Genomic DNA, 22,691 nt, shown 5'->3' on the forward strand with positions numbered 1-22,691 from the left:
CTATTTGTTGTTGTTCAGCTTGATTTCCTGCACCTTTCCGAAGACGGAAAGCGGCTGGTCGAACTTTTTCTCATCCCCCACCACCACGAGTTTCATCGCGTCGGGACGGAGGTATTTTTTCGCCACCCGCAGCACGTCGGCCCGGGTGACGCGGGCGATGTTGTCGCGGTAGTTTTCCAGGTATCCCTTGGGGTAGCCGTAGAATTCCAGGCGGGCCTGCTGGGCCGCCACCGCGCTGCTCCGCTCGAAGGCGAAGATGAAGGAGTTGATGATGGACTCCTTGGCGAGCTGCAGCTCGGCCTCGGAAACCTCGGCCTGGGTCATGCCGGTGATGATCGACTCCAGGAGCTTGATGGTGCGCGCGGTCGACTCCACCTTGGTCTCGGTCTCGGCAATGAAGGGCCCCTTGAAGCGCCGCCCCGGATCGAAGTAGGCGTCGACGTTGTAGGCGAGCCCCTGGTTGGAGCGGATCTCCTGGGTGAGCCGCGAGGTGAAGCCGCCGCCCAGGATGTAATCCATCACCTTGATGGCGTAGAGGTCCGGGTTGTTCTTGTCGATCCCCAGGTGCCCCATGCGGATCACCGACTGGTTCACCTCTTTCTGCACGTGCAGCACCGCCGGGGTCATCTCCTCGCTGGGGGGGGACACCACCGGGAAGGGGGCGCTCTGGTTGGGCCAGTCGCCGAAGAGCCTCTCGAGGTTCTTGAGGAGCTGGCCTTTGTCGAAGTCGCCGGACACCGCCAGGATCATGTTGGCAGGGTAGAAGTAGCGCTTGTGGAAGGCGACGAGGTCATCGCGGGTGATGGCGTTCACGGTGGCGACGGTCGGGATGCGCCCCAGCGGATGGCCGGCATAGATGGCGCGGGTCAGCTCGCGCCCCGCCACCCCTTTCGGGTCGTCGTTCTGGCGCCTGATCCCTTCGATGGCGTGGCTTTTGGCCAGCTCGAAACGGCCCGGATCGAAGGCCGGCTCCCTGACCACTTCGGCATAGAGCTCGAGGGTGCGGTCCAGGTTTTTGGAGAGCGTGGAGAATGAGACTGTGGCGTTGTCGGCGTTCATGCTCGACTCGATCGACGAGGCCATGAATTCGAGTTCCCGGTCCAGCTTCTCGGGGGCGGTCTTCAGGGTGCCGCCGCTTCTTAGGGTGGCGCCGGTCAGCCCCGCGAGTCCCACCTTGGCGTCGGGCTCGTAGAGGCTGCCGACGTTCAGGTAGCTGGTCAGGTTCACTATCGGGAGCTCGCGGTCCTGAAGCAGATAGACCACCATGCCGTTTTTAAGCTGCACGCGCTCGGTCTTGGGGAACTGGAACTTGAGCGGCGGAAAGGTCATGGTGCGCGGGTTCGCCGGCGCGGCCGCCTGCACCCCCGAGATCGCGTCGAGCTTGGCGGTTGCTATGGCACTGGACCTGAAGGCGTTGGCTTCGGGTATGGCGAAAGCGAACAGGAAACCGAAGGTGGCCAGGCGGGCCAGGGTTGTCTTGCTGAACAAGCGATTGCAGATCGAAATCATTACTTACTGTCCCCCTTCAGCCTTGGTGAGGTAGCCGACGTTGCGGTTCTGGCGCGTGAAGTACTGCTTGGCCACGCGCATCACATCCTCGGGCGTGATCTTGGCCACCTTCTGGCGGTGCTCGATCAGGTAGCGCCAGGTTCCCGCGATCGCCTCGTACTCGGTGAGGTTGCGGGCCAGGCCGCCGTTGGAGGCCATCTGGCGGGACTCCTCGAACTCGAGCTGGTTCAGGATCTGCTGCAGCTCCTCGCGGGTCATCGGCTCGGTCTTCAGGCGCTCCAGTTCCTGGTAGATCGCCTGCTCCACTTCGGCCGCCGTGTGCGGCGCGCGCGGCGTCGCGTTGATGATGAAGAGGTTCGGGTAGCGGCTTCCCGGCGCCCCGAAGGAGGAGACCGAGGTGACCAGCTTCTGCTCCAGGACGAGCTTCTTGTAGAGCCGGGAGGTGCGGCCGTTGGTGAGCAGCATGTCGATCACGTCGAAGACGTAGTCGTCGGGCGCGGGGAGGGTGGGCTTGTGGTAGCCGATCATCAGCTCGGGCTCGGCGTCGCCGATCACCTCGGTTCGCTTCTCGCCCCCCTGCTCGGGCTCGGTGACCGCCACCGGCGGCACCGGGGTCCCCGGTTTGATCTCGCCGAAGTATTTCTCGACCAGGGCGACAGTCTGCTTGGGGTCGATGTCCCCGACGATGGCCACGATGGCGTTGTTGGGGGCGTAGTACTTGTGCAGGAAGTTCTCCGCCTTGGTCCGGGTCAGGTTCTCGATGTCCGACATCCAGCCGATGGTGGGCTGGCCGTTGGGGTGCGCGTTGAAGGCGTCGGCGAGGAAGGTTTCCCAGAGCTTTCCTTCCGGTTCCGCGTCATAGGAGCGGCGCCGCTCCTCCATCACCACGTTTCTCTCCGTGTAGAACTCCCTGAGCACCGCGTTCTGCATCCGGTCCGACTCGATGGCCGCCCAGAGCTCCAGCTTGTTGGCCGGGATGTTGATCAGGTAGGTGGTGCCGTCCTTGCTGGTGAAGGCGTTGTAGCCGGAGCCGCCGTTACGTGAGTAGATGTCGGCGAACTCCTCCTTGACCACGTACTTCTCGGCCTCCTTCTCCAGCCCGGCCAGTTCCGCGGTCAGTTTTTCGACCAGTTTCGGATCCGCCTGCTCCCGCTTGACCTTCTCGGCCATCAGCTGCTGGGCGGTGGCCTCGATCTTGTCCAGGATCGGTTTCTCTGCGGCGTAGTTCCTGGTCCCCAGGGTCTTGGTCCCCTTGAAGAGCATGTGCTCCAGGAGGTGGGCGAGGCCCCGCTCGTCGCTTCGTTCGTCCACGCTCCCCACCTTGAAGCGGATCCAGGCCGCCACGGTGGGGGAGTTGTGCCGTTCTACCATCAAAAGCTTCATCCCGTTTTTCAGGGTGTGCTCCTGCACACGCTCGGCAAGCCCCTGACCAAAGCAGGTGGCGGCGTTGACGAGGATGACAAGGGCGACCACGCATCTTGTTACTGACTTCATGACTACCTCGGCTTGGTGGTTTTAATGTGAAGCGAGAAAAAAGATAACATTTGTCCTTTTGAAGCGCAAGGGGCTAAGAGACAGGAAATCCCGCGGGAGGTGCTCCCGCGGGATTGGGGGGAGTGCGAAACCTGGCGGTACGCCTACTTCAGGGCCTGCGCGAACACCTCGCGGATATCCTCGACGAAGAAGAACTGCAGCTCCTCTTTCACGTTTTCCGGGATGTCGTCCAGGTCCTTCTTGTTCTTGGCCGGAGCCAGCACCTTTTTCACCCCGGCGCGCCGCGCCGCGAGCACCTTTTCTTTCAGCCCGCCGATGGCGAGCACCCGGCCGGTCAGGCTCATCTCGCCGGTCATGGCGACATCGCGCCTGGCCGGACGGCCGGAGAAGAGCGACACGATGGTGGTGGCCATGGTGATCCCGGCGGAAGGGCCGTCCTTCGGGATGCTTCCGGCGGGGACGTGGATGTGCAGCGTGGTGTCGTCGAACGCCTTCTTCTCGATGCCGAGCTCGATGCAGTTGGCCTTGACGAAGGAGAGGGCGGCGCGGGCGGACTCCTTCATGACCTCGCCCAGCGACCCGGTGAGGATCAGGTCCTCCTTCCCTTTCATCTTGGTTGCTTCCACGAAGATGATGTCGCCGCCGCTCTCGGTCCAGGCGAGCCCGGTGGCGACTCCGATCCGGTCCTTCTCGGAGGCGACCTCGTCGAAGAACTTGGGGGGGCCGAGGAGCTCGGCCACCGTGGCGGGGTCGACCAGCGTGCGCAGCGGCTTCTCCTGGGCAACCTCCTTGGCGATCTTGCGGCAGATGGAGGCGATGCTGCGCTGCAGGTTCCTGACGCCTGCCTCCCGGGTGTAATCGTGGGTGACCCGGTAGATCGCCTCGTCGGTGAATTCCGGGACCATGTTGGCCAGCCCGTTCTCCTCGACTTCGCGGGCGATCAGGTACTTCTTGGCGATGTTCAGCTTCTCTTCGTCGGTGTAGCCGGAGAGGGTGATCACCTCCATGCGGTCCTTCAAGGGGGCCGGGATCGGGTCGAGCTGGTTGGCCGTGGTGATGAACATCACGTTGGTCAGGTCGAAGGGGACGTCGAGGTAGTGGTCGGTGAAGGAGAAGTTCTGCTCCGGGTCCAGCACCTCCAAAAGGGCGCTGGCCGGGTCGCCGCGGAAGTCGGCGCCGATCTTGTCCACCTCGTCCAGCATGAAGACGGGATTGTTGGAGCCGGCGCGGTTGATCTCCTGGATGATGCGGCCGGGGAGGGCGCCGATGTAGGTGCGCCGGTGCCCGCGGATCTCAGCCTCGTCACGCATCCCCCCGAGCGAGATGCGGATGAACTTGCGCCCGAGGGTACGGGCGATGGACTTGCCCAGGCTGGTCTTGCCGACCCCGGGGGGGCCGACGAAGCAGAGGATCGGCCCCTTCATCTTGTCCTTCAGGGTCCGCACCGCCAGGTATTCGAGGATCCTCTCCTTCACCTTCTTCAGGTCGTAGTGGTCCTCGTTGAGCACCGCCTCGGCCTGATTGATGTCCTTGTTGTCCGGGGTGCTGTTCTGCCAGGGGATCGTGGTCAGGTAGTCGAGGTAGGTGCGGGAGACCGTGTACTCGGGGGAGGCGGGGTTGATCCGCTCCAGCCGCCTCATCTCCTTCTCGGCGATCTTGCGCACGTCCTCCGGCATGTTGGCGCTCTCGATCTTGCTCCTGAGCTCGTTGGTCTCGCCCTGGCGCGAATCCTCCTCGCCGAGCTCCTCCTGGATCTGCTTCATCTGCTCGCGCAGCAGGAATTCCTTCTGGCTTTTGCCGACCTTCTTGGTGACCTCGGCCTGCACCTCTCCCTTGATCTGCAGCCGCTGCACCTCGTTGGTCAGGTGCATGTAGACCTTCTTCAGCCGCTCCAGCGGATCGATGGTTTCCAGGAGCTTTTGCAGCTCGTCGATGGGAAGGTTCAGGTAGAGCGCCACCAGGTCTGAGAGGCGCGCGGGGTTGTCGATGAAGTCAATCATCTTCATCACGTCGTCGGGAAGGGGACGGCCGTAGGAGAGGGCGATTTTCAAAAGGGCGTTGAGGCTGCCGACCAGCGCCTCCGAGACCATGGACTTCTCGGCGAACTCGCGAACCGGCTCGAGGCGCGACAGCGCCACCGGGGTCTGCTGCACGATGGCCAGCAACCGGACCCGGATCACGCCTTCGAGGACCACCTTGGCGCCGCCGCCGGCGAGCTTGTTGATCTGCACCACCTTGCACAGGGTCCCGATCTCGTGCAGCGCAGAGAACAACTCGCCGGTCGGCTCCTGTTTCAGCTTCACCAGGGCCACCAGATTGTTGAAGAGCACCGCCTCCTCGAAGGGGGGCATATCTTCCTGTTTCAGGAAGATAGTGAAGACCATGTAGGGGAAAGCAATGATCTCCCGCAGGGGATACAGCGGGACGATCTCCGGCATGTTGATGGTGATATTCTCTGTCATGGCAGTATTTCCAGATACTTGGTTGAGGGCGCGAATTGTTAAAGATTACTGGAGAAGCGCCCCCTGTCAACCGTGAACTGCCTGTTTAGATAGCCTCCCATGCTTCGTACAGCGCGGCGATTTCGGAGCTGAGCTGAGCGTGGCGCTCGCCGGCAACGCGAGCCGCCTCGTGGTCGGCAAAGAACTCGGGCTCGGCCATTTCCTCCTCCAGTTTGGCCAGTTCCCCTTCCTTCGCCCCGATCTTTTCTTCGATCTCCGCCAGCTTGCGTTCCCGGGCCCGCTCCTCCTTCTGGCGTTGCTTGTCCATCTCGCGCTGTTGCTGGCGGGACAGGCGCTGATCGGGTTGCTCCTCTACCGGCGCCGCCGGCTTATCCTCCCCCTTCGCGGGGGTGAGCCGCCCCAGGCCGTCCTGCCCCGGTGCCCCGGCAGCTCCGGCGGTTTTTTCCAGGTAGTACTCGTAGTCGCCGTAGAAGCTCTCCAGCTTGCCGCCGCCGACCTCGACCACGCGGGTGGCCAGTCCATCGATGAAGTGTCGGTCGTGGGAGACGAAGACCACGGTGCCGCCGAAGTGCTTGAGCGCCTCGAGGAGCACGTCCTTGCTGAACAGGTCGAGGTGGTTGGTAGGCTCGTCCATCAAAAGCAGGTTGGCGGGGCGCAGCAAAAGCTTCGCCAGCGCGAGACGGTTTCTCTCGCCGCCGGAGAGGACACCGACCTTCTTGTGGATGTCGTCTCCGGAGAAGAGGAAGGCCCCGAGGATGTCGCGCAGCTGGGGCACCATGTCGTAGGGGGCGTCGGCGAACAGTTCGTCGTAGACCGAGTGGGAGGCATCCAGCTCCTGGGCCTGGTCCTGGGCGAAGTAGTCCTTGATGACGTTGTGGCCGTCCTTGACCGCGCCGGAGGTGACGTCGGCGTTGGCCAGCACGCGCATCAAGGTAGATTTCCCCGCGCCGTTATGCCCCACGAGGGCGATCCTCTCGCCGCTCTCCACCGTCAGATCCACCTGGTTCAGCACCACGTTGCTGCCGTAGGCCTTGACCACTCCGGAGAGCTCCATCACGGTCTTGCCGCTTTTGGGGGGCGTGGGGAAGCGGAAATGGATCTTCTTGCGCTCGGGGGGGAGCACGATGCGCTCGATCTTCTCCAGCTGCTTGATGCGCGACTGCACCATGGCGGCCTTGTCGGCCTTGTAGCGGAAGCGGGAGATGAAATCCTCCATCTTCTCCACTTCCTCGTCCTGGCGCCGCTTGGCCTCGCGCAGGGCGGAGACCCGCTCCTCGCGCTGCACCAGGTAGTTGCTGTAGTTGCAGTGGTAGTCGGTGATGGCGTGGTTCCAGACCTCTGCGATCCGGGAGCAGACCTGGTCCAGGAAGAAGCGGTCGTGGGAAACCAGCATGACCGAGTAGGGGTAGCCCTGCAGGTACCCTTCCAGCCAGTTGCGCGCCTCGATGTCCAGGTGGTTGGTCGGCTCGTCCAGCAGCAGGACGTTCGGTTTCTTGAGGAGCAGCTTGGCGAGCGCGATGCGCATCTGCCAGCCGCCGGAGAACTCGCCGCATTCCTTCTCCCAGTCAGCCGGAGAGAAGCCGAGGCCGGTGAGGACGTTCCCCACCTCGCTCTCCATGGCGTACCCCCCCTTGAGGCGGAACTCCTCCTGGAGGTGGCCGAAGCGGTCCAGGAGCTGGTCGTGCCCCGGCGCGTCGTGGGGCTCGCGTTCCAGGCGGGCCGTCAACTCCGCGATCTCTCTCTCGATATCCTGCAGCTCGGACAGCGCGGTCATCACCTCGGCGAAGAGGGGCTGTCCCTTGGCGACGATGCCGTCCTGCGGCAGGTAGCCGACCGTCCCGCCGCGGGTGATCTGGATCTCGCCGCTGCTGCTTTCGACCTCGCCCGCGATGATGCGCATGAGGGTGGACTTGCCGGCGCCGTTTTCGCCGACGAGGCCCACGCGCTCGCCCTTTTTCAGGTGCCAGTTGATCTCGGTGAAAAGCGGTTTGCCAGCGAAATCCTTGGAGAGTTTCTTCAGGTGCAGCATTTGGTGTTTCCTTCCTTTGGGGCGAATGACAGGCGGGTGGGGCCCGGAGATTAACGGCGCATTGTAGGATTAGCGGCGGGATTTTGTCAAACAGGGATGAAGGGGGGGCAAGGGATAAAGGCTAACAGGGATGAAAGGGATACAAGGGATAAAGGCAAAGACTACTGAATCCTCTTTGACGTAACCCTTTATCCGCTTCATCCCTGTCCCTGTTCATTTCTTGTCCTTCCCCTCCAGGTAATCCGCCAGGATGGTGCGGCTGTGCTCGTCGTCGTGGCAGTAGACACAGAGGTTTTCCCAGTTGCTGCCGTCGGGCGGGTTGTAGTTGTGGTTGCCGTCCTTGTGGTGAACGGTCAAAAGGTGCAGGTTGGCGAGCTCGAACTCGCGCCCGCACTTGGCGCAGATCCAGCCATGAAGCTTGAGCGACTTTTCCCGGTAGTTCTCGGGGCGCTGCTGCTCCCCGCGCATCTTGCGCACCAGTTCGTCGATCTCCTCGGCGCTTTTGGGCGTCACGTTCCTGGGACCGCGGGGGCGGAATGCGGACATGGGTGATCCTCCTTTCAGGTGTGGATTGTACAGGTTTCCTCGCGATGCTGTAGGGGCAAATAATTATTTGCCCTGCTCACTGGCCCCGGCGATTGTTCGGGCGAGAGCACCGGGAGGCGGGAAGGCGGGCGAATGATTATTCGCCCCTACAGGTACCGTTCGAGGTCCCCCTCCCTGTCCCCCTCCGGGGGCGGGGACGTATGGGCAGAGGCGCTGTACATCCTGCTGTTGCTACAGATTCCCCTTGAGCCCGATGGTCTCGGCCTCGGTCTTCATCCCTTCTATGGTGTCGGCGATCAGTTCGTTCAGCTCGACTCCCATCATGGCGGCTCCCTTCTCAATGATGGAGCGGTCGGCGCCGGCGGCGAAGGCCTTGTCCTTCCACTTCTTGGTCACGCTCTTCACCGGAAGATCCAGGATGCTCTTCGACGGGCGCACCAGCGCTGAGGCCGCCACGAGCCCGGTCAGCTCGTCAATGGTGAAGAGGGTCTTCTCGAGGTTCGTCTGTGGTTCGACGTCGCTGCAGATCCCCCAGCCGTGGGAAACGACGGCCCTTATGTACTCCTCGGGCCATCCCGCGTTTTTGAGAATCTCCGGCGCCTTGTGGCAGTGTGCTTCGGGGTGGCGCTCGTAGTCGATGTCGTGCGCGAGGCCGATCACGCCCCACATCTCTTCATCCTCGCCGTACTTCTTCGCCATGTGGCGCATCACCGCTTCCACCGCGAGGGAGTGCCTTCTCATCTGGTCGCTGGGCAGGTATTCCTCGATCAGTTTCCAGGCCGCTTCCCTGGTCGGTTTGCTACTCATAAACGTGCCTCCCTCATGATTTGTTCAGCGTCGGATCGTAGTCAAAAATGCCAACGATGTCAATTAGCTAAGCCTTTGGCTCCAGCCGGGCGATCTTGGGTTCGTGCCCCTTTTTGTACACCATCAGCGTCCGTTTGAAGCTGATGACGATGTCGCCGTTTTGGGTGAAACCGGTGGTCTTGACCGTTACGATGCCGAGGTTCGGGCGCGACTTCGACTCTCTCTTGGCCAGCACCTCGGACTGTGAATAGAGGGTGTCTCCCTCGAAGAGCGGGTTGGGTAGGATGACTTCGTCCCAACCGAGGTTGGCGAAGACGTTCTGGGAAATGTCGGTGACGCTCTGGCCGGTGACGATGGCCAGGGTGAGGGTTGAATCGACCAGCGGCTTTCCGAACTCGGTCTGCGCCGAGTAGTGCTGGTCGAAGTGGATCGGCGCCGTGTTCTGGGTAAGCAGCGTGAACCAGATGTTGTCCGTCTTGGTGATGGTGCGCCCCAGCGGGTGGGGGTAGATGTCACCTACCTCAAAATCCTCGAAGAACCTGCCGCGCCAACCTTCCTTGATTGCCATCTCGACCTCCGGTTTCTTGGTAGTAGGAGCGGCGTGCGCCGCTTGTTTCAATCCGCCGACGTCTGTGACCTGACATAGAGCACCAGCCCGACCAGCGAAAGCGTTATGCCGACCATCCCGGCTGCGCCCGGCCAGGCTCCGCCGAGGAACAGGATCTCTCCCAACAGGGAGAAGATCACCTCGGTGGATTGGGTGGCGTCGACGGCGGAGAGCTCGAAAGGCGTCTTCGCCAGATGGCGCGCCTTGTAGAAGAGGGTGGTGGCTATGACGCCGGAGAGGACGGCGACCACGGCGGTGTTGATCAACTGCCCTCCCGATGGGGGCGGCGGCTGAACGAAAAGCGTCAGCACGATCCAGAACGGGATCGATCCGAGCACCATGATCAGCACCCGGGCGACGCTGTCGTCGAGAACGGCCGCGCTGCTTTCCGGGAACTTGGCGATCTTCCCGTGGCGCGCCTCCCAGATCAACTGGTTCCCCAGCGGGTAGGCGAAGGCCGCCACCAGCACGGGGAGCACGCCGAGTAGCGTCTCCCGGATCGATGCCGCTGACGCCTGTTCGCAGGTCACCAGGACGATGCCGATGAAGATCAAGGCCGTGAATACGATCCCCCGCATCGGTACACGCTTGCCGAACAGCAGCAGCACCAGCGGCGTCGCGAGGATGGTCGCTTGCCAGGTGGTCGCTACGACCCAACCGGGGGCGAAGGACGAGCTGAAGGTGAGCAGCGCATAGAACACGCCAAACCCGATGCTGCCGGCCATGGTCCAAAAGCACCAGTTGCTCCGGAAGGCCGAGAAGATGCCCTTGAGCAGGCGCGCCTTCCCGGCGAGTACCAGCCAGAGGCTCAGCATGAAGAACATGTAGAAATAACGCAGGCTTGCTGTCCAGATCCAGTGTCCGCCCTGCAGGCTCATGGCGCGGTTGAGCACGAAGGTGCTGCTGAAGAAGAGGGCGGAACAGATGCCGATGAGAATAAGACGTGTCATTGGTACTCGATTGATGAGTTGTGCCTGCCATGGCTCGGCTAGATCTCTGTAGCTGAAATCGTCTTGCAGGTAAAGTGAAAACGATTCAAGCCGCAGCTTCCTGGCGACCTCTCGTCTCGTCCGGAGTCCCTCTTCGCCTCCTTCCTGTAAACGTCCACAAAGTACTGCAAACACAGGTTTGACGGGGATTCGGGGCCGGGGCATTCTGCGTTGACAATAGTTGTCTATGATGATACTTTCCGACACGTTCAACGCTTTATACCTTATGCCCGGAAAGGTTTATCACGTGCATCTTTACAAGATTTTCCGTGCCTCATTCTCGAAAATTCCAGCGGTCCTGCTTCTCATAGCGCTTCTTATGCCCGCGCCCGCCTTTTCTCTCGATTCTGACGATTCTCAGATCTTCATCACCGGGTTCAATGCCTATCAGAAAAGAGACTATAAAGCCGCGATCGACAACATGTCGGGGCTGCTCAAGAAGTATCCGGATACGCCCCTCAAGGATATGGCGATTTTCTGGCTTGCCAGGGCCAACTACAAGGTTGGCAACAACGCCGAAGCCGGTAAATACATGGCTCAGTTCCTCCACGACTATCCCGAGAGCCCGCTGAAAGCGACCGTGGAGGACGAACTGCTCCAACTCGCTGATAAATACCAGAAGGGTCAGCCCATCGCCACAGCGCCGAAAGCCGCTGCGCAGCCTGCGATAGACAGGGCTGCCGAAAAAGCCGCCGCCGAGAAGGTCGCTGCCGAGAAGGCTGCTGCCGAGAAGGTCGCTGCCGAGAAGGCTGCTGCCGAGAAGGCTGCTGCCGAGAAGGTCGCTGCCGAGAAGGCCGCTGCCGAGAAGGCCGCTGCCGAGAAGGCTGCTGCTGAGAAGGCTGCTGCTGAGAAGGCTGCTGCTGAAAAGGCTGCTGCTGAAAAGGCTGCTGCTCAGAAGGCCGAGGCGAAGAAGGTTGCCAAAGCCAAAAAGCCGGCTGCGGAAAAGGGGAAGTCGGCCGCTCTTCGTAAGAAGGCGATCGCAGGCTACAAGGATGTCATCGACCGTTACCCCGGCACTTCGGCCGCGTCCAACGCATCGGCAAAACTGCTGCAGATGGGCATCCAGTACCCGGCCATCAAGGGCACGGGCACGACTGCCGCGCCAGGCGAGGTAACCCAGGTTTTCGAAATCGAAGTGGCCCAGTTTGCCGACGTCAATGTCGAACTCGGGCCTGCCGCCGAGAGCTTGGAGGCGGGCAAGCCGTTCGCGATCCCGCTAGTGATCGTCAACGCCGGCAACGGCAGCGACAGTTTCTCCCTGGAGTCCGGTTTCCCGCCGGAGTACGGCTTCCATTTTGCCGCTGCCGCCAACCCGGATGTTGCCATTACTAAAACTCCGACTCTTGCCGTTGGTGAGAAGTTCAGGGCGCTTGCCGTAGGCACCATCCCGCGCGGCAATATCGACGGGCAGAAGAACAGCTACCCGGTCAAGGTCACCTCCGCCTTTGCGAAAGAGGCTTCCCAGACAAGGGAGATCGCCTTGGCAACCTCGGCGCCGCTGCTCAGGGGCGTGGTGAAGACGGATAAGACCAAGCTGTTACCGGGCGAGAAGGTCTCCTACCGCATTTCCCTGCTCAACATAGGCAGCGCTCCAGCTCGCGGTGTGACCTTCCGGCTCAACTACCCGCCGCAGTACGAGCCGGTCGGTCTGCCTTCCGGAGCCAAACAGGAGGCGGGCGCCCTGGTCATGGACGGCATGAGGCTGAAGTCAGGCGAGAGCCACGACGTCAACGTCACCTTCCGCCTCAAGGATGAGGCGCTGGCAGACCAGGAGCTGATGGTCGGGGCCGACATCCTGAACGGTGAACTCGACAAGAGGGAGTCCTTCGTATCTGCCACCACTGTTGTCCAGAGGGTGAGCGGCGTGACCGCGAGGACCGGCGCCGGAAAAGTGGTGGTGATCCCGGGGCAGACCGTATCGGTCCCGCTCATCGTCACCAACACCGGCAACGTCAGGGAAGTCTTCTCCATCAGGGCGAGCGCGCCTGCCAACTCCACGTATAAGTTCTACGAGGACGTGAACCGGGATGGCAAACGGCAGAGCAGCGAACCGATCATCAACCATGTCGGACCGCTCTCCCCCAAGGAAGAAGCTTATGTCATCTTCGAGATCGAGACCCCGGCAAGCGCGGCCGACGGTGCCGCTGCTTCCGCTTCGGTCCGGTTCGAGTCCGAGAATGCACCCGATCGCTCCGCGGCCGTAAACCTGCAACTGGCCTACTCCCGGCCGGTGCTTGAGTTGAGCCTCGCCGCCCGCGGCGGGAAGCTGAAGCCGGGCGAGGTCTCATCGCTGGAACTCAATTGCGTCAACCGCGGTTCCAACATGGCCAAGCAGGTTACCCTGCAGAGCGCCCTCCCGGCGCAGCTCGAACTGGTTGCGGCAGATCCTTCCTTCAGCAGGTTCGACAACGGGGTGTACGTCTGGCGCTTCGACGAGCTCGGCGCTGGCGAGAAGCGGAACATCAAGGTAACCTATCGGGTGAAACCGGGTATCGCCGTCGGCACCAGCGTGCAGATGAAGAATTCGCTGACTTACCAGGATCTCCTCGGGAACAGGTACTGAGATGGCAAAACGCATCATCGTCACCCTCGGCAGTCTCGTCCTGCTTGCCTGCGGCACCGCCGGGCATGCGGAAGAGATGCTGCTCTACACTCCCAAGGAGGCGAGCGGCGCAGAGGCACCGGCATCACCGAAGGACGGGGTCCTGGTCCGGACGGTGACGGTGAAACGAGGCGACACGCTTGCCAAGCTCTCCCGGAAGCACATCGGGGTGTCCGACTACTTCCCCGAGATGCTCGTCTTCAACAGGATAAAGAACCCGGACCTGATCCATCCCGGTGACAAGCTGCTGGTCCCGGTACCTCCGGGACAGTCAGGAGAGACTAAAACGAAAAATAGCCATGCCGTTCGCCGAGCGGCGGTCCCGAAAAAGGCCGCCTCCCTCGAGAGGGCACCGGCCAAGCCGGGCGAACAGGAGCTGTTCCAGGGGGCGCAGCGCGCCTACCTCGAGCATGACTACCGCGAGGCGCTGGCCCGTTTAAACGACTTTTTGCGCAAGTTTCCTCATTCCAGGTTCGCCGCGGATGCCTCCCTGTACCGCGCGGACTGTTTTCTGCACCTGTCCGGGGAGTAAATAGCCGCCTCTTCCGCCCCCTTCCAGACCCACACCAGACACCGCAACTTCGCGGGGTACCTGTTGCTGAAGCACCAAGCTCCATCACAGATCCTGCCGCTAGAGTTGTGACTCGGGCGGGACGTGGTAGATTGTTGTGTAACGGTATGTATTTGTTGTTGTTTTTGAATAGGAGGGGTTTGAGATGCAAGACGCGATAGCGTTTCGAGTTGCGGCAGGTGCCGGCCAGGTCCTTGGGGTGTGCGAGAAGGCGGAATTTGCCTGCGCCGAGCTCTACCACTACTTCGCCAACCTCTTCAAGGACGAGCGGGAGATCTTTTACATCTGGTTGAAGAGCGCCCTGGAGCGGGAAAACCGGGCCAGGCTCATGGCCCTGGTCGGGAAGCTGGCGTTGGACGACGTGATAGAAGGGGTGCATCTGGAGTTGACGGAGGCCGAAGAGGTACTCGCCAAGGTCCGCGCCTCGCTGGAGCTGGTAAGGCAAGAGCCCCCCGAGGTACGGGAGGCCCTTCAGCTTGCCATGGACCTGGAACGCACCCTGGATCGCATCACTATGGAAAAGGTGGTGCAGTTCACCGAGTCGTACCAGAAGTGGTTCCTGGCGATCATGAACCGTGACCAGATGGAACTTTTGCAAAACGCCTACAAACAGCTCGGCCGGGACTAGCCCGGCCGCTTAGATATGCGCAACGTGTTGAGGTCGTCTCCGAACGGCTACCGGGTTTCCTGCCGGTAGCCGTTTAATTTTGCCAGCTCCTGCACCAGCGGATCGACCTTGCGATCCGTGATGAAGATCCTGCCCCCCTTCGCGTCGTTGAGCATCACGCCGGGCATGCGCACCCCGTATCCCTTCTCCCAAAGCGACCACAGCTCCTGGTCGCCGTAGCGTCCGGCAATATCAAGCCGGTTCAGCAACTTGTCGGACAGGCTTTGCAGGTCGTCGTGATCCTGGACCGCGATGACTTGGTAACCCTTGCCCTCCAGGAGGTTCGTGAGCGAGTCGCCGAGCGGATCCCCTTGGAAACGTGCCAGCACGTAACGCCTGCCGTTCTTCTCGAAGTAGCGGTACACGGGGATCTCGAGCCGGACGCCGTTGTTGTCGCCCGCGTAGAGGTCGATGCTCTTGTCGGCCTGGAACCGGATCCCGAGCGCTTCCAGGAGCGCGTCCGCGATTCCCCTCGGGTCCTTCTCGGGGATCTGGTACAGCACGCTGTCATCAGGCCTTCCGGTGATGATGGGGGCGGTCGAGGGGGTCTCCACCAGCTTGAAGCCGTGCGTGCTGAGGAGACGGACCAGCGCCTGCGGGGTGGCGGGGCGCTTGCCGGGGACCTTGAGCAGGGTGATGTCCTGGCGCAGCAGGCTGTCCTGGCTCTTCTCTATCTTGAAGTCGGCTTGGACGGTGACCTTGCAGTCGGTGCCGAAGTCAACCAGGAAGTCCTCCTCAAAGGAATAGAACCGGGCGGCGGTCAGCAGGGCGCGGTAGAAGGCGCGGGGATTGTCGGGACGCTCGGAAACCACGCTCAACTGCGGGTTTTTCTCCTGGAGCAGCGACTTCACCAGCGGCGGGAGCGTGGCGCCGGCATCTACGAGGATGGCGCCGCCGTCCTGGGCTGCCAGCACCGGGTAGCGCTCCGGGTCGAGCGAGAGCGAGAACGCGCTGGAGAGATAATCGAGCTGGGCCTTGCTGGAGGGGGCGTTCGGGACCAGTTGCGGCCAGACCTGCGCCGCGTCCTGCACCCCCCCGGTGCTGGATACCGAAGCCTGCGGCACCGCCGGTTGCGTCGCGGGGGCCTTGAAGAACATCATGGTGGCGCCCTTTACCGCGGGCGGTGCGATCCTGCCCGGTTTGGCGGCTGCGACCTTGACGGCGCGGCGCGGCTTCGGCCTGGCGACCTGCTCGGTCGCATCGATGGGGATCAGGAGCGTCGCGCCCACCCGCAGTCTGCGGATGTCCGTGAGATGATTGGCGGCCTGGACCCTGCGGGCCACCGCGTCGGCCCGGTCGCCCGTGATGCCGTATTCCCTGGCCAGCACCCGGTACAGGAAGTCTCCGCGCTTTACCTTGTAGGCCACCGTCCCCGTGGCTTTGGGGACCGGCTTCGTTTTCGGGGCGGGAGCCGGCATGGGGTACTTCTTGGCCAGGGCGGCTGGTTCAATCTCGAACTTCTTGTCGATGGAATGAGAGGTTAACGGAAAAGCGCCCAGCAGGATCAGGGCCAGGCCCAGTTGCTTCTTGTCGAGACTAACCAGCATGCAAACTCCCGGAAAAATTGGCTGACGCGGTATGCGACGGCATGACTGAAACTGAAATCAACTGTGGATTGTCGTGGTGGTGCCTCATTTTTGCCCCTTGTCCGGGAGCTGCAACACGAGCCCCCGGATGCGCCTGTTGGCCTTCTCGCGGTAGATCGCGATCTCGGCGCCGTCCTTGGCCTTCCTGGTCTCGATGGCCAGGCCGTCCTGCTCCCTTGCCCCGGCTTTACCGGGAAGGTCCCCCCCGGTCGCCTCCTTGAAGAAGCTTCCCGGCAGGTTCTCGTTGAGGTCGCCGTCCCCTTCGGCCAGCACCTGGATGGCCCTGACCTTCCCCTGTTCCCGGTAGATCCTGAACTGCTTCCGGTCTCCGCGGTAGAGCTCCCACCCCGGATGAGCCGCAGCATAGGCCGCGTCGGCGGGAACCTTGGGGACGAAACCGGGCAGCTTGCTTTCCGCCTGTTCCGTGGCCGGTGCGGGAGCGGGCGCAGGGGGGGCGGGCGCCACGGCCGCCGGGGCCGGTGCCGGGCGCGGCGTGGGCGGCACCGGTTCCGGTTTCGAGCGCTGCCAGAAGACGACGCCCAAAGCGACCACTATCCCGAGCACGGCAACGCTCGCCAGGTTGCGCCTGTTGCTGCCGGTCACAGCGCCGGAGACGGGTGCAGCGTCACCTTCTTCCGGCGCGTCTCCGCATAGTTCAGGCGGCTTCCGGTAGATCTGGTCGGGGGTAGGGTACAAGGGCTTACGAGGGGGGGGCGCCGCCTTTCCCGTCTGGGGCGGCTCCTGGGCAGTCGGGACCTCCGGCACTGCTTGCGCGGGCTCTTTTTGAGCCTCCGGCGCGACCCGGGCAACCGGGGTGCCCGGGATGACCGGCGCAGTAGGTGCGGGCTCCTGCTGCGAGAGCCGAAGGGACGACGGCTCGGACACGAAGAAGCCGATCTCCTCGCTGTGAAGGGCTTCAAACTCTTTGGCCGCAGGCTGATCCAGCGCCGCTCCCTTTTCTGTCACGGCTTCCGGCTGGTCCGGCCACAAGGGGGCGAGGTGCGGTTCGAACCCGGCATCGTCGAAGTCAGGGATCTCGAATTCGGCGGTGTCATCCAGCGTGAAAAGGTCGGGGAGGTCGGCAAGGTCGGAGAGATCGGAAAGATCGGCAGGGGCGCTGGAAGGCGCCCCGGAAATTGTTTCCGTCGTCAGCAGCTGCATCACCTCTTCGCTCAGGCGTGCGGTGGGGAGGTTGAGGCTGAAGGAGCGAACAAACCCTGCAGGGGAGCGTCCGGACGACTCGTCTTCCTCGAGCAGGACCAACTGCACGGAAGGGTCAGCGATCAGCGCCCTGGCCTGGGTGGCGATCTCCTCTCCGGGAATGCCATCGAGGCTGCTCTGGATGAAAACGTAGTGCGGGTGCTCCTTGGGCAACCTCCTGATGGCACTGGGGAGGTCCGTCTCGAAGGTAAGGCTTTTCGGAGACTGGATGCGCAGGCTCTCGATAAGATCGAGTGCACGTTCATCACTGGCTATGAAGAAGATCTCAGCCATTGAATACCTATCACCTGTGAATGAGGAGAGTAGATCGTATCTGTAATAAATTGGATGTAGCGGTACCGCCTGAACCTGAAGTGTAGGACGCCGTTTGTTTTTAATATAAAAAGCTACAAACGTCAAAATTATTTTGGACTAATATGGTAAAGAAGTGCTCATTAGTCTAGGGTGTGGCTGGACGCAGGGCGGTAAAACTCAATGGCATTTCGGCAAAGAACTTTACGGGCGAGATCCAGGTCGAGCGTGTCCAGTATGAGACGCAGGTCATCGTCGCGGTAGGGGCGGGGGGCGCGGGTGGAGGGGAGGTCGGTGCCGAACATGAGGGCGTTGGGGTTGGCGCGGCAGATGTCCCGGAGGGCACCGGCCACGTCGAAGTCGACCCTGCCGAAGCCGGTCGCTTTTACGCGAACACCCCGCTCCACCAGCGACAGCAGGGCCGGAAGGCCGGTCGCGGAGAGCCCCAGGTGGTCGATGCTGACCGCGGGAAGCCCGACCAGCATGGGGGCGAGCCCGGGGAGTTCGCGGGAGTCGACGTAGAGCTCCACGTGCCACCCTGCCAGTTCGTGGACCCGGCGTGCCATCCGGTCCAGGTGCTCTATTCCTTCCGAACCGCCGCGCTTGATGTTGAAGCGCACCGCGCGCACGCCCAGCCCGTTCAGGCGCAGCACCTCGTCGTCGCTCACCCCGACCGGAAGCTGGGTCACGCCCACGAAATCTGTTCCCAGGGTGGCGAGGGCGTCCTCCAGGTAGGACTGGTCCAGGGCCTGGAACGAACCCGAGACGATGGCGCCGCCCGCGAGGTTCACGCCGGCGGTGCGCTGCAGGTAGTCGCGGCAGGTGAAGTCGTCGGGGAGGAAACCCTGGTTTTCCACCAGGGGAAAGCGGCGGTCGATGATGTGGAAGTGGCTGTCGAAGACGGGGACGGTGGCGGCGAGCTCGGGTGTCATCTGCGACCTCCTTGGCGCCCTCAGTGGCGCCGGTTGACATCCTGGTTCGGGCCGATCTGGAGGCTCGCCTTGGCTATGAAGATCTCGCGCAGGAAACAGACCAGCCCGGACACCATGAGGATCATGCCGACGATGAACAAAAGGGCGACCGGGAGCGAGATGTCGTAGCGCAGGTAGTCGCCTATGAAGAGCATGGCGATCACGGTGCAGACGAGGACTGCGGTGGCGGTGCACAGAAAGATCGCGTGCCCGATCAGGTCGGCGCGGCGCTTCAGTACGGCGAGCGCAGCGTGCAGCCGGGGGACCGCGTCGGGAGCGGCATTCTCCAGCTTCGCCTCGTGGAAACGGGCGCGGTCGATGACGCGCGCCAGGCGGTTGGTCATCACGCTCAGCATGGTCCCTATCGCGGTGAGCAGGAAAACGGGGGCTACCGAGAGCTGGATGACGTGGGCCATGGTGCCGATGGTCTGAGAATCGCGCAGCATCTACTAAATCTCCTTGTGGATCCTCTTTACGTTTCGAATCGTTGTTCCAGTTCCGTCCTGAACTGGTCCATATCGATACCCTTCAGCCTGATCAGGTCCTTCATGACGGGATCGAGCATGGCGTTGGCAGTGTTGAGCTCCGCCCTCTTGGCGCGGATTTCACGGAGCGCCTTTTCGCGCCCCTCGTTGGTCAGCAATAGGTCGGAGCGCTCGTTGTAGAAACGGTGGATCAGGAAGTTCCTGGCCTTGAGCGCCTTTCTGAGCGCGTACACCGACTGGTCGGTGAAGCCGACCTTCTGCTTGATCTCCTCCATGAGGCGCCCCAAGGTCTGGGCTCCCAGAGATTCCATGGTGCCCAGGAATTCCTGCTCGGTCAGGTCGCCGTCGCTCAGGTCGATCAGGAGCGTCACGATGAACGAGATGTAAAGCTCGATCCGCTGGCAGTCCTGGACCGCCGCTCCCATTTCGAGGTAGATGGGGTTGAGCGCGGTAACGTCGATTTTGATTCCCTGCATGGCGGTACCTTCCGGGGGTGATCCGGCCGAGGCGGCCGCTCATGAATCCATAGCACAATTCTTGAGCGTCATAAATAGCTATTTGCGGCGATACTCGCGACGGCGGTCATGGGGAGGGGGGCGCCTCTTCCCGCGGGAAGGGTGGGTAGTGCTCCCCTTTTTTCGCACGCTTCGCCGGGCGCATATACGGCGACGCGGTCTGATTTTGCGGTGGCGCGGACGGCGGGTCTCGGCGGCAACCATCTGAAATTGCGTCACATTTCATGTGCGCTGTTGCCGCCTTGTCCTCATGTGGAGGGCGCCCACACGATGAAAAGGGTTGGCGGGGAGCGCCGGCGCAGGACAATGCCGCGTGGTCACTATGCTTTTTTATGGTGCGGGAGAAAAAAACTCTGCTATAATCACTCGGTTTTCATTAATCTTGCCAGCCCCGGCTCCTTATCGGGGATGCATATAGAGAAGAAACGACCGGCTCCCGCCGGCGTGATAACAAACTGGGCGCGAATGCTGCCTTGGTCCTGATGCGACCGGCTCACGCGGCCCCTAAAGGAAAGGGAACAAAGAATCTATGTCAAAGAAGATGCTGATCAATGCGCTTCACGCTGAAGAGGCGCGGGTGGCGATCGTCGAGGACGGACGCCTGGTGGACCTGGATGTCGAGATCGCCGGCAACGAACAGACGCGCGGCAATATCTACAAGGGGGTGGTGGTCCGCGTAGAGCCGGGGCTGCAGGCCGCCTTCGTGGACATCGGCCTGAAAAAGCTGGGCTTTCTTCAGATGGGCGAGCTGCACCCGGAGAACTGGAAATGGCGTGACGACATCCCCGAGGAGCAGCGCCACCGCCGTCCCCGCATCCAGGAGGTGCTGAGAAGGGGGCAGGAGCTGATCGTCCAGGTCGAGAAGGGTGAGCGCGACAACAAGGGCTCGGCCCTCACCACCTACATCTCGCTGCCGGGGCGCTACATGGTGCTGATGCCGGGGAGTGACTCGGCCGGCATTTCCCGCAAGGTGGAAGCCGAGGGTGAGCGCAAGAAGCTCAAGGAAATCATCGCCGAGATGACCATCCCGCAGGGGTACGGCTACATCATCCGCACCGAGGCCATGGGGCGCACCCGCGACGAGTTGCAAAAGGACCTGGACAGCCTGATTGCCCTGTACGAGGGGATCCGGGAGAGAGGGGCGGGGATGAAGGGGGCCGGCATGGCCTACCAGGAGTCCGCGCTGATCATCCGGACCATCCGCGACTATTTCTCCTCGGACATCGACGAGGTCCTGGTCGACAGCAAGGACGTCTTCAAGGACGTGCGCGACGCGCTCAAGGAGATCGACCCGGACTTCGAGAAGCTGGTCAAGATGCACCAGGAGAAGCGTCCCATCTTCTCCCGTTACCAGTTGGAGGAGCAGATCGACCTGATCTACGAGAAGAAGGTGCCGCTCAAGTCGGGGGGCTCCATCTTCATCGAGCCCACCGAGGCCCTGGTCTCCATCGACGTCAACTCCGGAAAGTCCACCGGCGAGAAGGGGGTCGAGGACACCGCGTTCAAGACCAACCTGGAGGCCGCCGAGGAGGCGGCGCGCCAGTTGCGGCTGCGCGACCTTGGGGGGCTCATCGTCATCGACTTCATCGACATGCGCGACAGAAAGCATAACGCCGAGGTGGAGAAGACCCTGAAGAACGCGCTCAAGGCGGACAAGGCCCGGGTGAACGTGGCGCGCATCTCGGAGTTCGGGCTCCTGGAGATGTCCCGCCAGCGCATCCGCCAGACCCTGAACCAGGCCAGCACCCTCGAGTGTCCCCACTGCGACGGTAGGGGGAAGGTGAAGTCGGTCGAGGCGATGGCGCTTTCCTTCCTGAGGAAGGTGCATGCTGCCGCCGCCAAGGGGACCATCGGCGAGGTGGTGGGGAGCCTGCCGCTCGAAGTCGCTTATTACCTGCTGAACCGCAAGCGTCACGAGCTCTCCCAGATCGAGAACGACTACGACATCGAGGTGACGGTCAAGGGGAAGCCTTCCTACTTGCTGAACCAGATGGAGCTCGAACTGATCAAGCGGGAGAAGCTGCCGCAGGAGGATCTGCCGCAGGAAAAACCGTTCCAGGGGAAGGCCCCGGCCAAGGAAGAGCAGCTGGCCGCCGAGCCGGCCGAAGGGCGCAAGAAAAAGAAGAGAGGGAAGAAGGCACAGGAGCCGGAGGCTGCGCAGCACGCCGAGGCGGTGCCCATCGCGGTTATCGAGGAGCCAAGCGGCGCGGAGCACGTGGTGACGCTGGAGTCGGAGCCGGAGGAACACAAGAAGAAGCGCCGGCGCAAGAGAAAGCGCGGCAAGGGTGGAGCTGCCGAGGGTGGCGCCGAGCATGCGGCCACTTCCGGCGAGGCGATGGTCGAGCTCGCTGGCGGAGTCCCCGCCGAGCTTACCGAGCCGGGCGCGGTGCTGGAACAGCCCGCGGCGCAAGACGCGGAGCAGGCGCACGCTGAGCCGGGCGAAGAGGTGAAGAAGAAACGTCGCCGCAAGAGACGGCGCGGCAAGGGAGGGCACGAAGCGGCTGGCGAGCAGACGCCGGGGGAGGCCCCGCATGCTGCCAGCGAGGTGCCGGCAGCCGCCGTTTCGGCGGAGGCCGTACCCGCTGCCGAGGGTGCCGCTCCGGGCGGAGAGCCAGGCGAGAAGAAGCCGGCGCGCAAGAGGAGGGGCCGCGGCAAGGGAGCCGCAGCAGATGGTGCTCCCGAGGCGGCGGTCGCAAGCGTGGCTGCCATGAGTGCCCCGGCCGAGGCGCCTGCCGAGCAGCGTTCGCAGGCGAGCGCGCCCGCGCCCGTCGAGGCTGCCAAGCCGGAGAAGAAGGCGCGCACCCCGCGCAAGACCAAGGCCGTCACCGAGACCGGCGCGACGCCGGCGGCACCCGCTGCCGCAGCGGACGCACCGCAGGAAAAACCGGCACAGGCGAAAAAGGGAAGGGGCGCAAAGGGCGCCGCAACCAAGGCACCGGCATCGGCTCCCGCCCCGGCTGTAACCGAGACGCCGGCTCCGAAGCCCAAGGCTGCCAAAGCTGCCAAAAAGCCCAAGGAAGCCACGGAAACCGCCGCACCCAAGGAAGCCAAAGCACCGAAACAGGCAAAAGAGCCCAAGGCGGCCAAGGCCGCCAAGGAGCCTGCAGAGCCTGGAAAAGCCAAGGCGGCCAAGGGGCCGAAGCAGGGGAAGGCGCCCAACGGTTCCGGTACAGCTGCCCCCGCTGCCGAGACAAAGCCCGCCGAGGCGGTGCCTGCCAAGGAGAAAGCTCCCGCCAAGCGCGCCAGAAAGGCCGCAGAGCCCGCCGCAGCGTCGGAGGAGAAGCCCAAGAAGCCGCGGGCGCCGCGCAAGAAAAAGGAAGAGACCCCTGCCTGATCGTG

Annotated in this window: 17 protein-coding genes; 4 read left to right on the plus strand and 13 right to left on the minus strand. The window is 62.7% G+C overall.

Annotated elements, in window-relative coordinates; all coding sequences use genetic code 11:
* The 8 genes from KP003_RS02350 to KP003_RS02385 form a co-directional block, all read right to left on the minus strand.
* The gene (locus KP003_RS02350; RefSeq protein WP_217300246.1) at positions 1–1,509 is read right to left on the minus strand and encodes a M16 family metallopeptidase; all 1,509 of its coding nucleotides are present in this window, start codon (positions 1,507–1,509) and stop codon (positions 1–3) included.
* 3 nt (positions 1,510–1,512) lie between these two features.
* Positions 1,513–3,003 (minus strand): M16 family metallopeptidase, encoded by a 1,491-nt coding sequence (locus KP003_RS02355; RefSeq protein ID WP_216790405.1) that lies wholly within the window; start codon positions 3,001–3,003, stop codon positions 1,513–1,515.
* A 143-nt stretch (positions 3,004–3,146) separates the two neighbouring features.
* A complete protein-coding gene (gene lon, locus KP003_RS02360; protein ID WP_216497281.1) occupies positions 3,147–5,465 on the minus strand; it encodes an endopeptidase La in 2,319 nt (772 codons plus the stop codon).
* Between the two features lie 85 nt (positions 5,466–5,550).
* On the minus strand, positions 5,551–7,494 hold the full coding sequence (locus tag KP003_RS02365; RefSeq protein WP_217300247.1) for an ABC-F family ATP-binding cassette domain-containing protein: 1,944 nt from the start codon (positions 7,492–7,494) through the stop codon (positions 5,551–5,553).
* Between the two features lie 213 nt (positions 7,495–7,707).
* A complete protein-coding gene (locus tag KP003_RS02370; protein WP_216497279.1) occupies positions 7,708–8,040 on the minus strand; it encodes a YajD family HNH nuclease in 333 nt (110 codons plus the stop codon).
* A gap of 231 nt (positions 8,041–8,271) precedes the next feature.
* A complete protein-coding gene (locus KP003_RS02375; protein WP_217300248.1) occupies positions 8,272–8,847 on the minus strand; it encodes an HDIG domain-containing metalloprotein in 576 nt (191 codons plus the stop codon).
* Between the two features lie 67 nt (positions 8,848–8,914).
* Positions 8,915–9,415 carry a MaoC family dehydratase gene (locus KP003_RS02380; protein WP_216497277.1) on the minus strand — a complete coding sequence of 167 codons (501 nt, stop codon included), beginning with the start codon at positions 9,413–9,415 and terminating at the stop codon, positions 8,915–8,917.
* Positions 9,416–9,462: 47 nt separating this feature from the next.
* Positions 9,463–10,404, minus strand: coding sequence for a DMT family transporter (locus KP003_RS02385; protein ID WP_217300249.1), 942 nt, complete (start codon positions 10,402–10,404; stop codon positions 9,463–9,465).
* A 229-nt stretch (positions 10,405–10,633) separates the two neighbouring features.
* Here KP003_RS02385 and KP003_RS02390 point away from each other — a divergent pair, with 229 nt between their 5' ends.
* The 3 genes from KP003_RS02390 (at position 10,634) to KP003_RS02400 (ending at position 14,244) form a co-directional block, all read left to right on the plus strand.
* Positions 10,634–13,006: a histone H1-like repetitive region-containing protein gene (locus tag KP003_RS02390; RefSeq protein ID WP_217300680.1), complete on the plus strand. Its 2,373-nt coding sequence runs from the start codon at positions 10,634–10,636 to the stop codon at positions 13,004–13,006.
* 1 nt (position 13,007) lies between these two features.
* Positions 13,008–13,577 carry a LysM peptidoglycan-binding domain-containing protein gene (locus KP003_RS02395; protein ID WP_217300250.1) on the plus strand — a complete coding sequence of 190 codons (570 nt, stop codon included), beginning with the start codon at positions 13,008–13,010 and terminating at the stop codon, positions 13,575–13,577.
* Between the two features lie 184 nt (positions 13,578–13,761).
* The gene (locus KP003_RS02400) at positions 13,762–14,244 is read left to right on the plus strand and encodes a rubrerythrin (protein ID WP_217300251.1); all 483 of its coding nucleotides are present in this window, start codon (positions 13,762–13,764) and stop codon (positions 14,242–14,244) included.
* A 47-nt stretch (positions 14,245–14,291) separates the two neighbouring features.
* Here the strand turns inward: KP003_RS02400 and KP003_RS02405 are convergent, their stop codons facing one another.
* From KP003_RS02405 to KP003_RS02425, 5 genes are all read right to left on the minus strand, one after another.
* Positions 14,292–15,830 (minus strand): type IV pilus assembly protein FimV, encoded by a 1,539-nt coding sequence (locus KP003_RS02405; protein ID WP_216497273.1) that lies wholly within the window; start codon positions 15,828–15,830, stop codon positions 14,292–14,294.
* Between the two features lie 84 nt (positions 15,831–15,914).
* Positions 15,915–17,363, minus strand: coding sequence for a hypothetical protein (locus KP003_RS02410; RefSeq protein WP_216790412.1), 1,449 nt, complete (start codon positions 17,361–17,363; stop codon positions 15,915–15,917).
* 161 nt (positions 17,364–17,524) lie between these two features.
* Positions 17,525–18,313, minus strand: a complete 789-nt coding sequence (locus KP003_RS02415; protein WP_216497271.1) for an amidohydrolase family protein — start codon at positions 18,311–18,313, stop codon at positions 17,525–17,527.
* 20 nt (positions 18,314–18,333) lie between these two features.
* Positions 18,334–18,798: a DUF2721 domain-containing protein gene (locus KP003_RS02420; protein WP_216497270.1), complete on the minus strand. Its 465-nt coding sequence runs from the start codon at positions 18,796–18,798 to the stop codon at positions 18,334–18,336.
* A gap of 26 nt (positions 18,799–18,824) precedes the next feature.
* Positions 18,825–19,313: a hypothetical protein gene (locus KP003_RS02425; protein WP_216497269.1), complete on the minus strand. Its 489-nt coding sequence runs from the start codon at positions 19,311–19,313 to the stop codon at positions 18,825–18,827.
* A 568-nt stretch (positions 19,314–19,881) separates the two neighbouring features.
* Between KP003_RS02425 and KP003_RS02430 the strand changes: the two genes are divergently transcribed.
* Entirely contained in the window at positions 19,882–22,686 is a 2,805-nt protein-coding gene (locus KP003_RS02430; protein WP_216790414.1) for an Rne/Rng family ribonuclease, read from the plus strand.
* The last annotated feature ends 5 nt before the right edge of the window (positions 22,687–22,691 follow it).

This window comes from Geomonas diazotrophica (assembly GCF_019063885.1).
Classification (GTDB): Bacteria; Desulfobacterota; Desulfuromonadia; order Geobacterales; family Geobacteraceae; genus Geomonas; species Geomonas diazotrophica.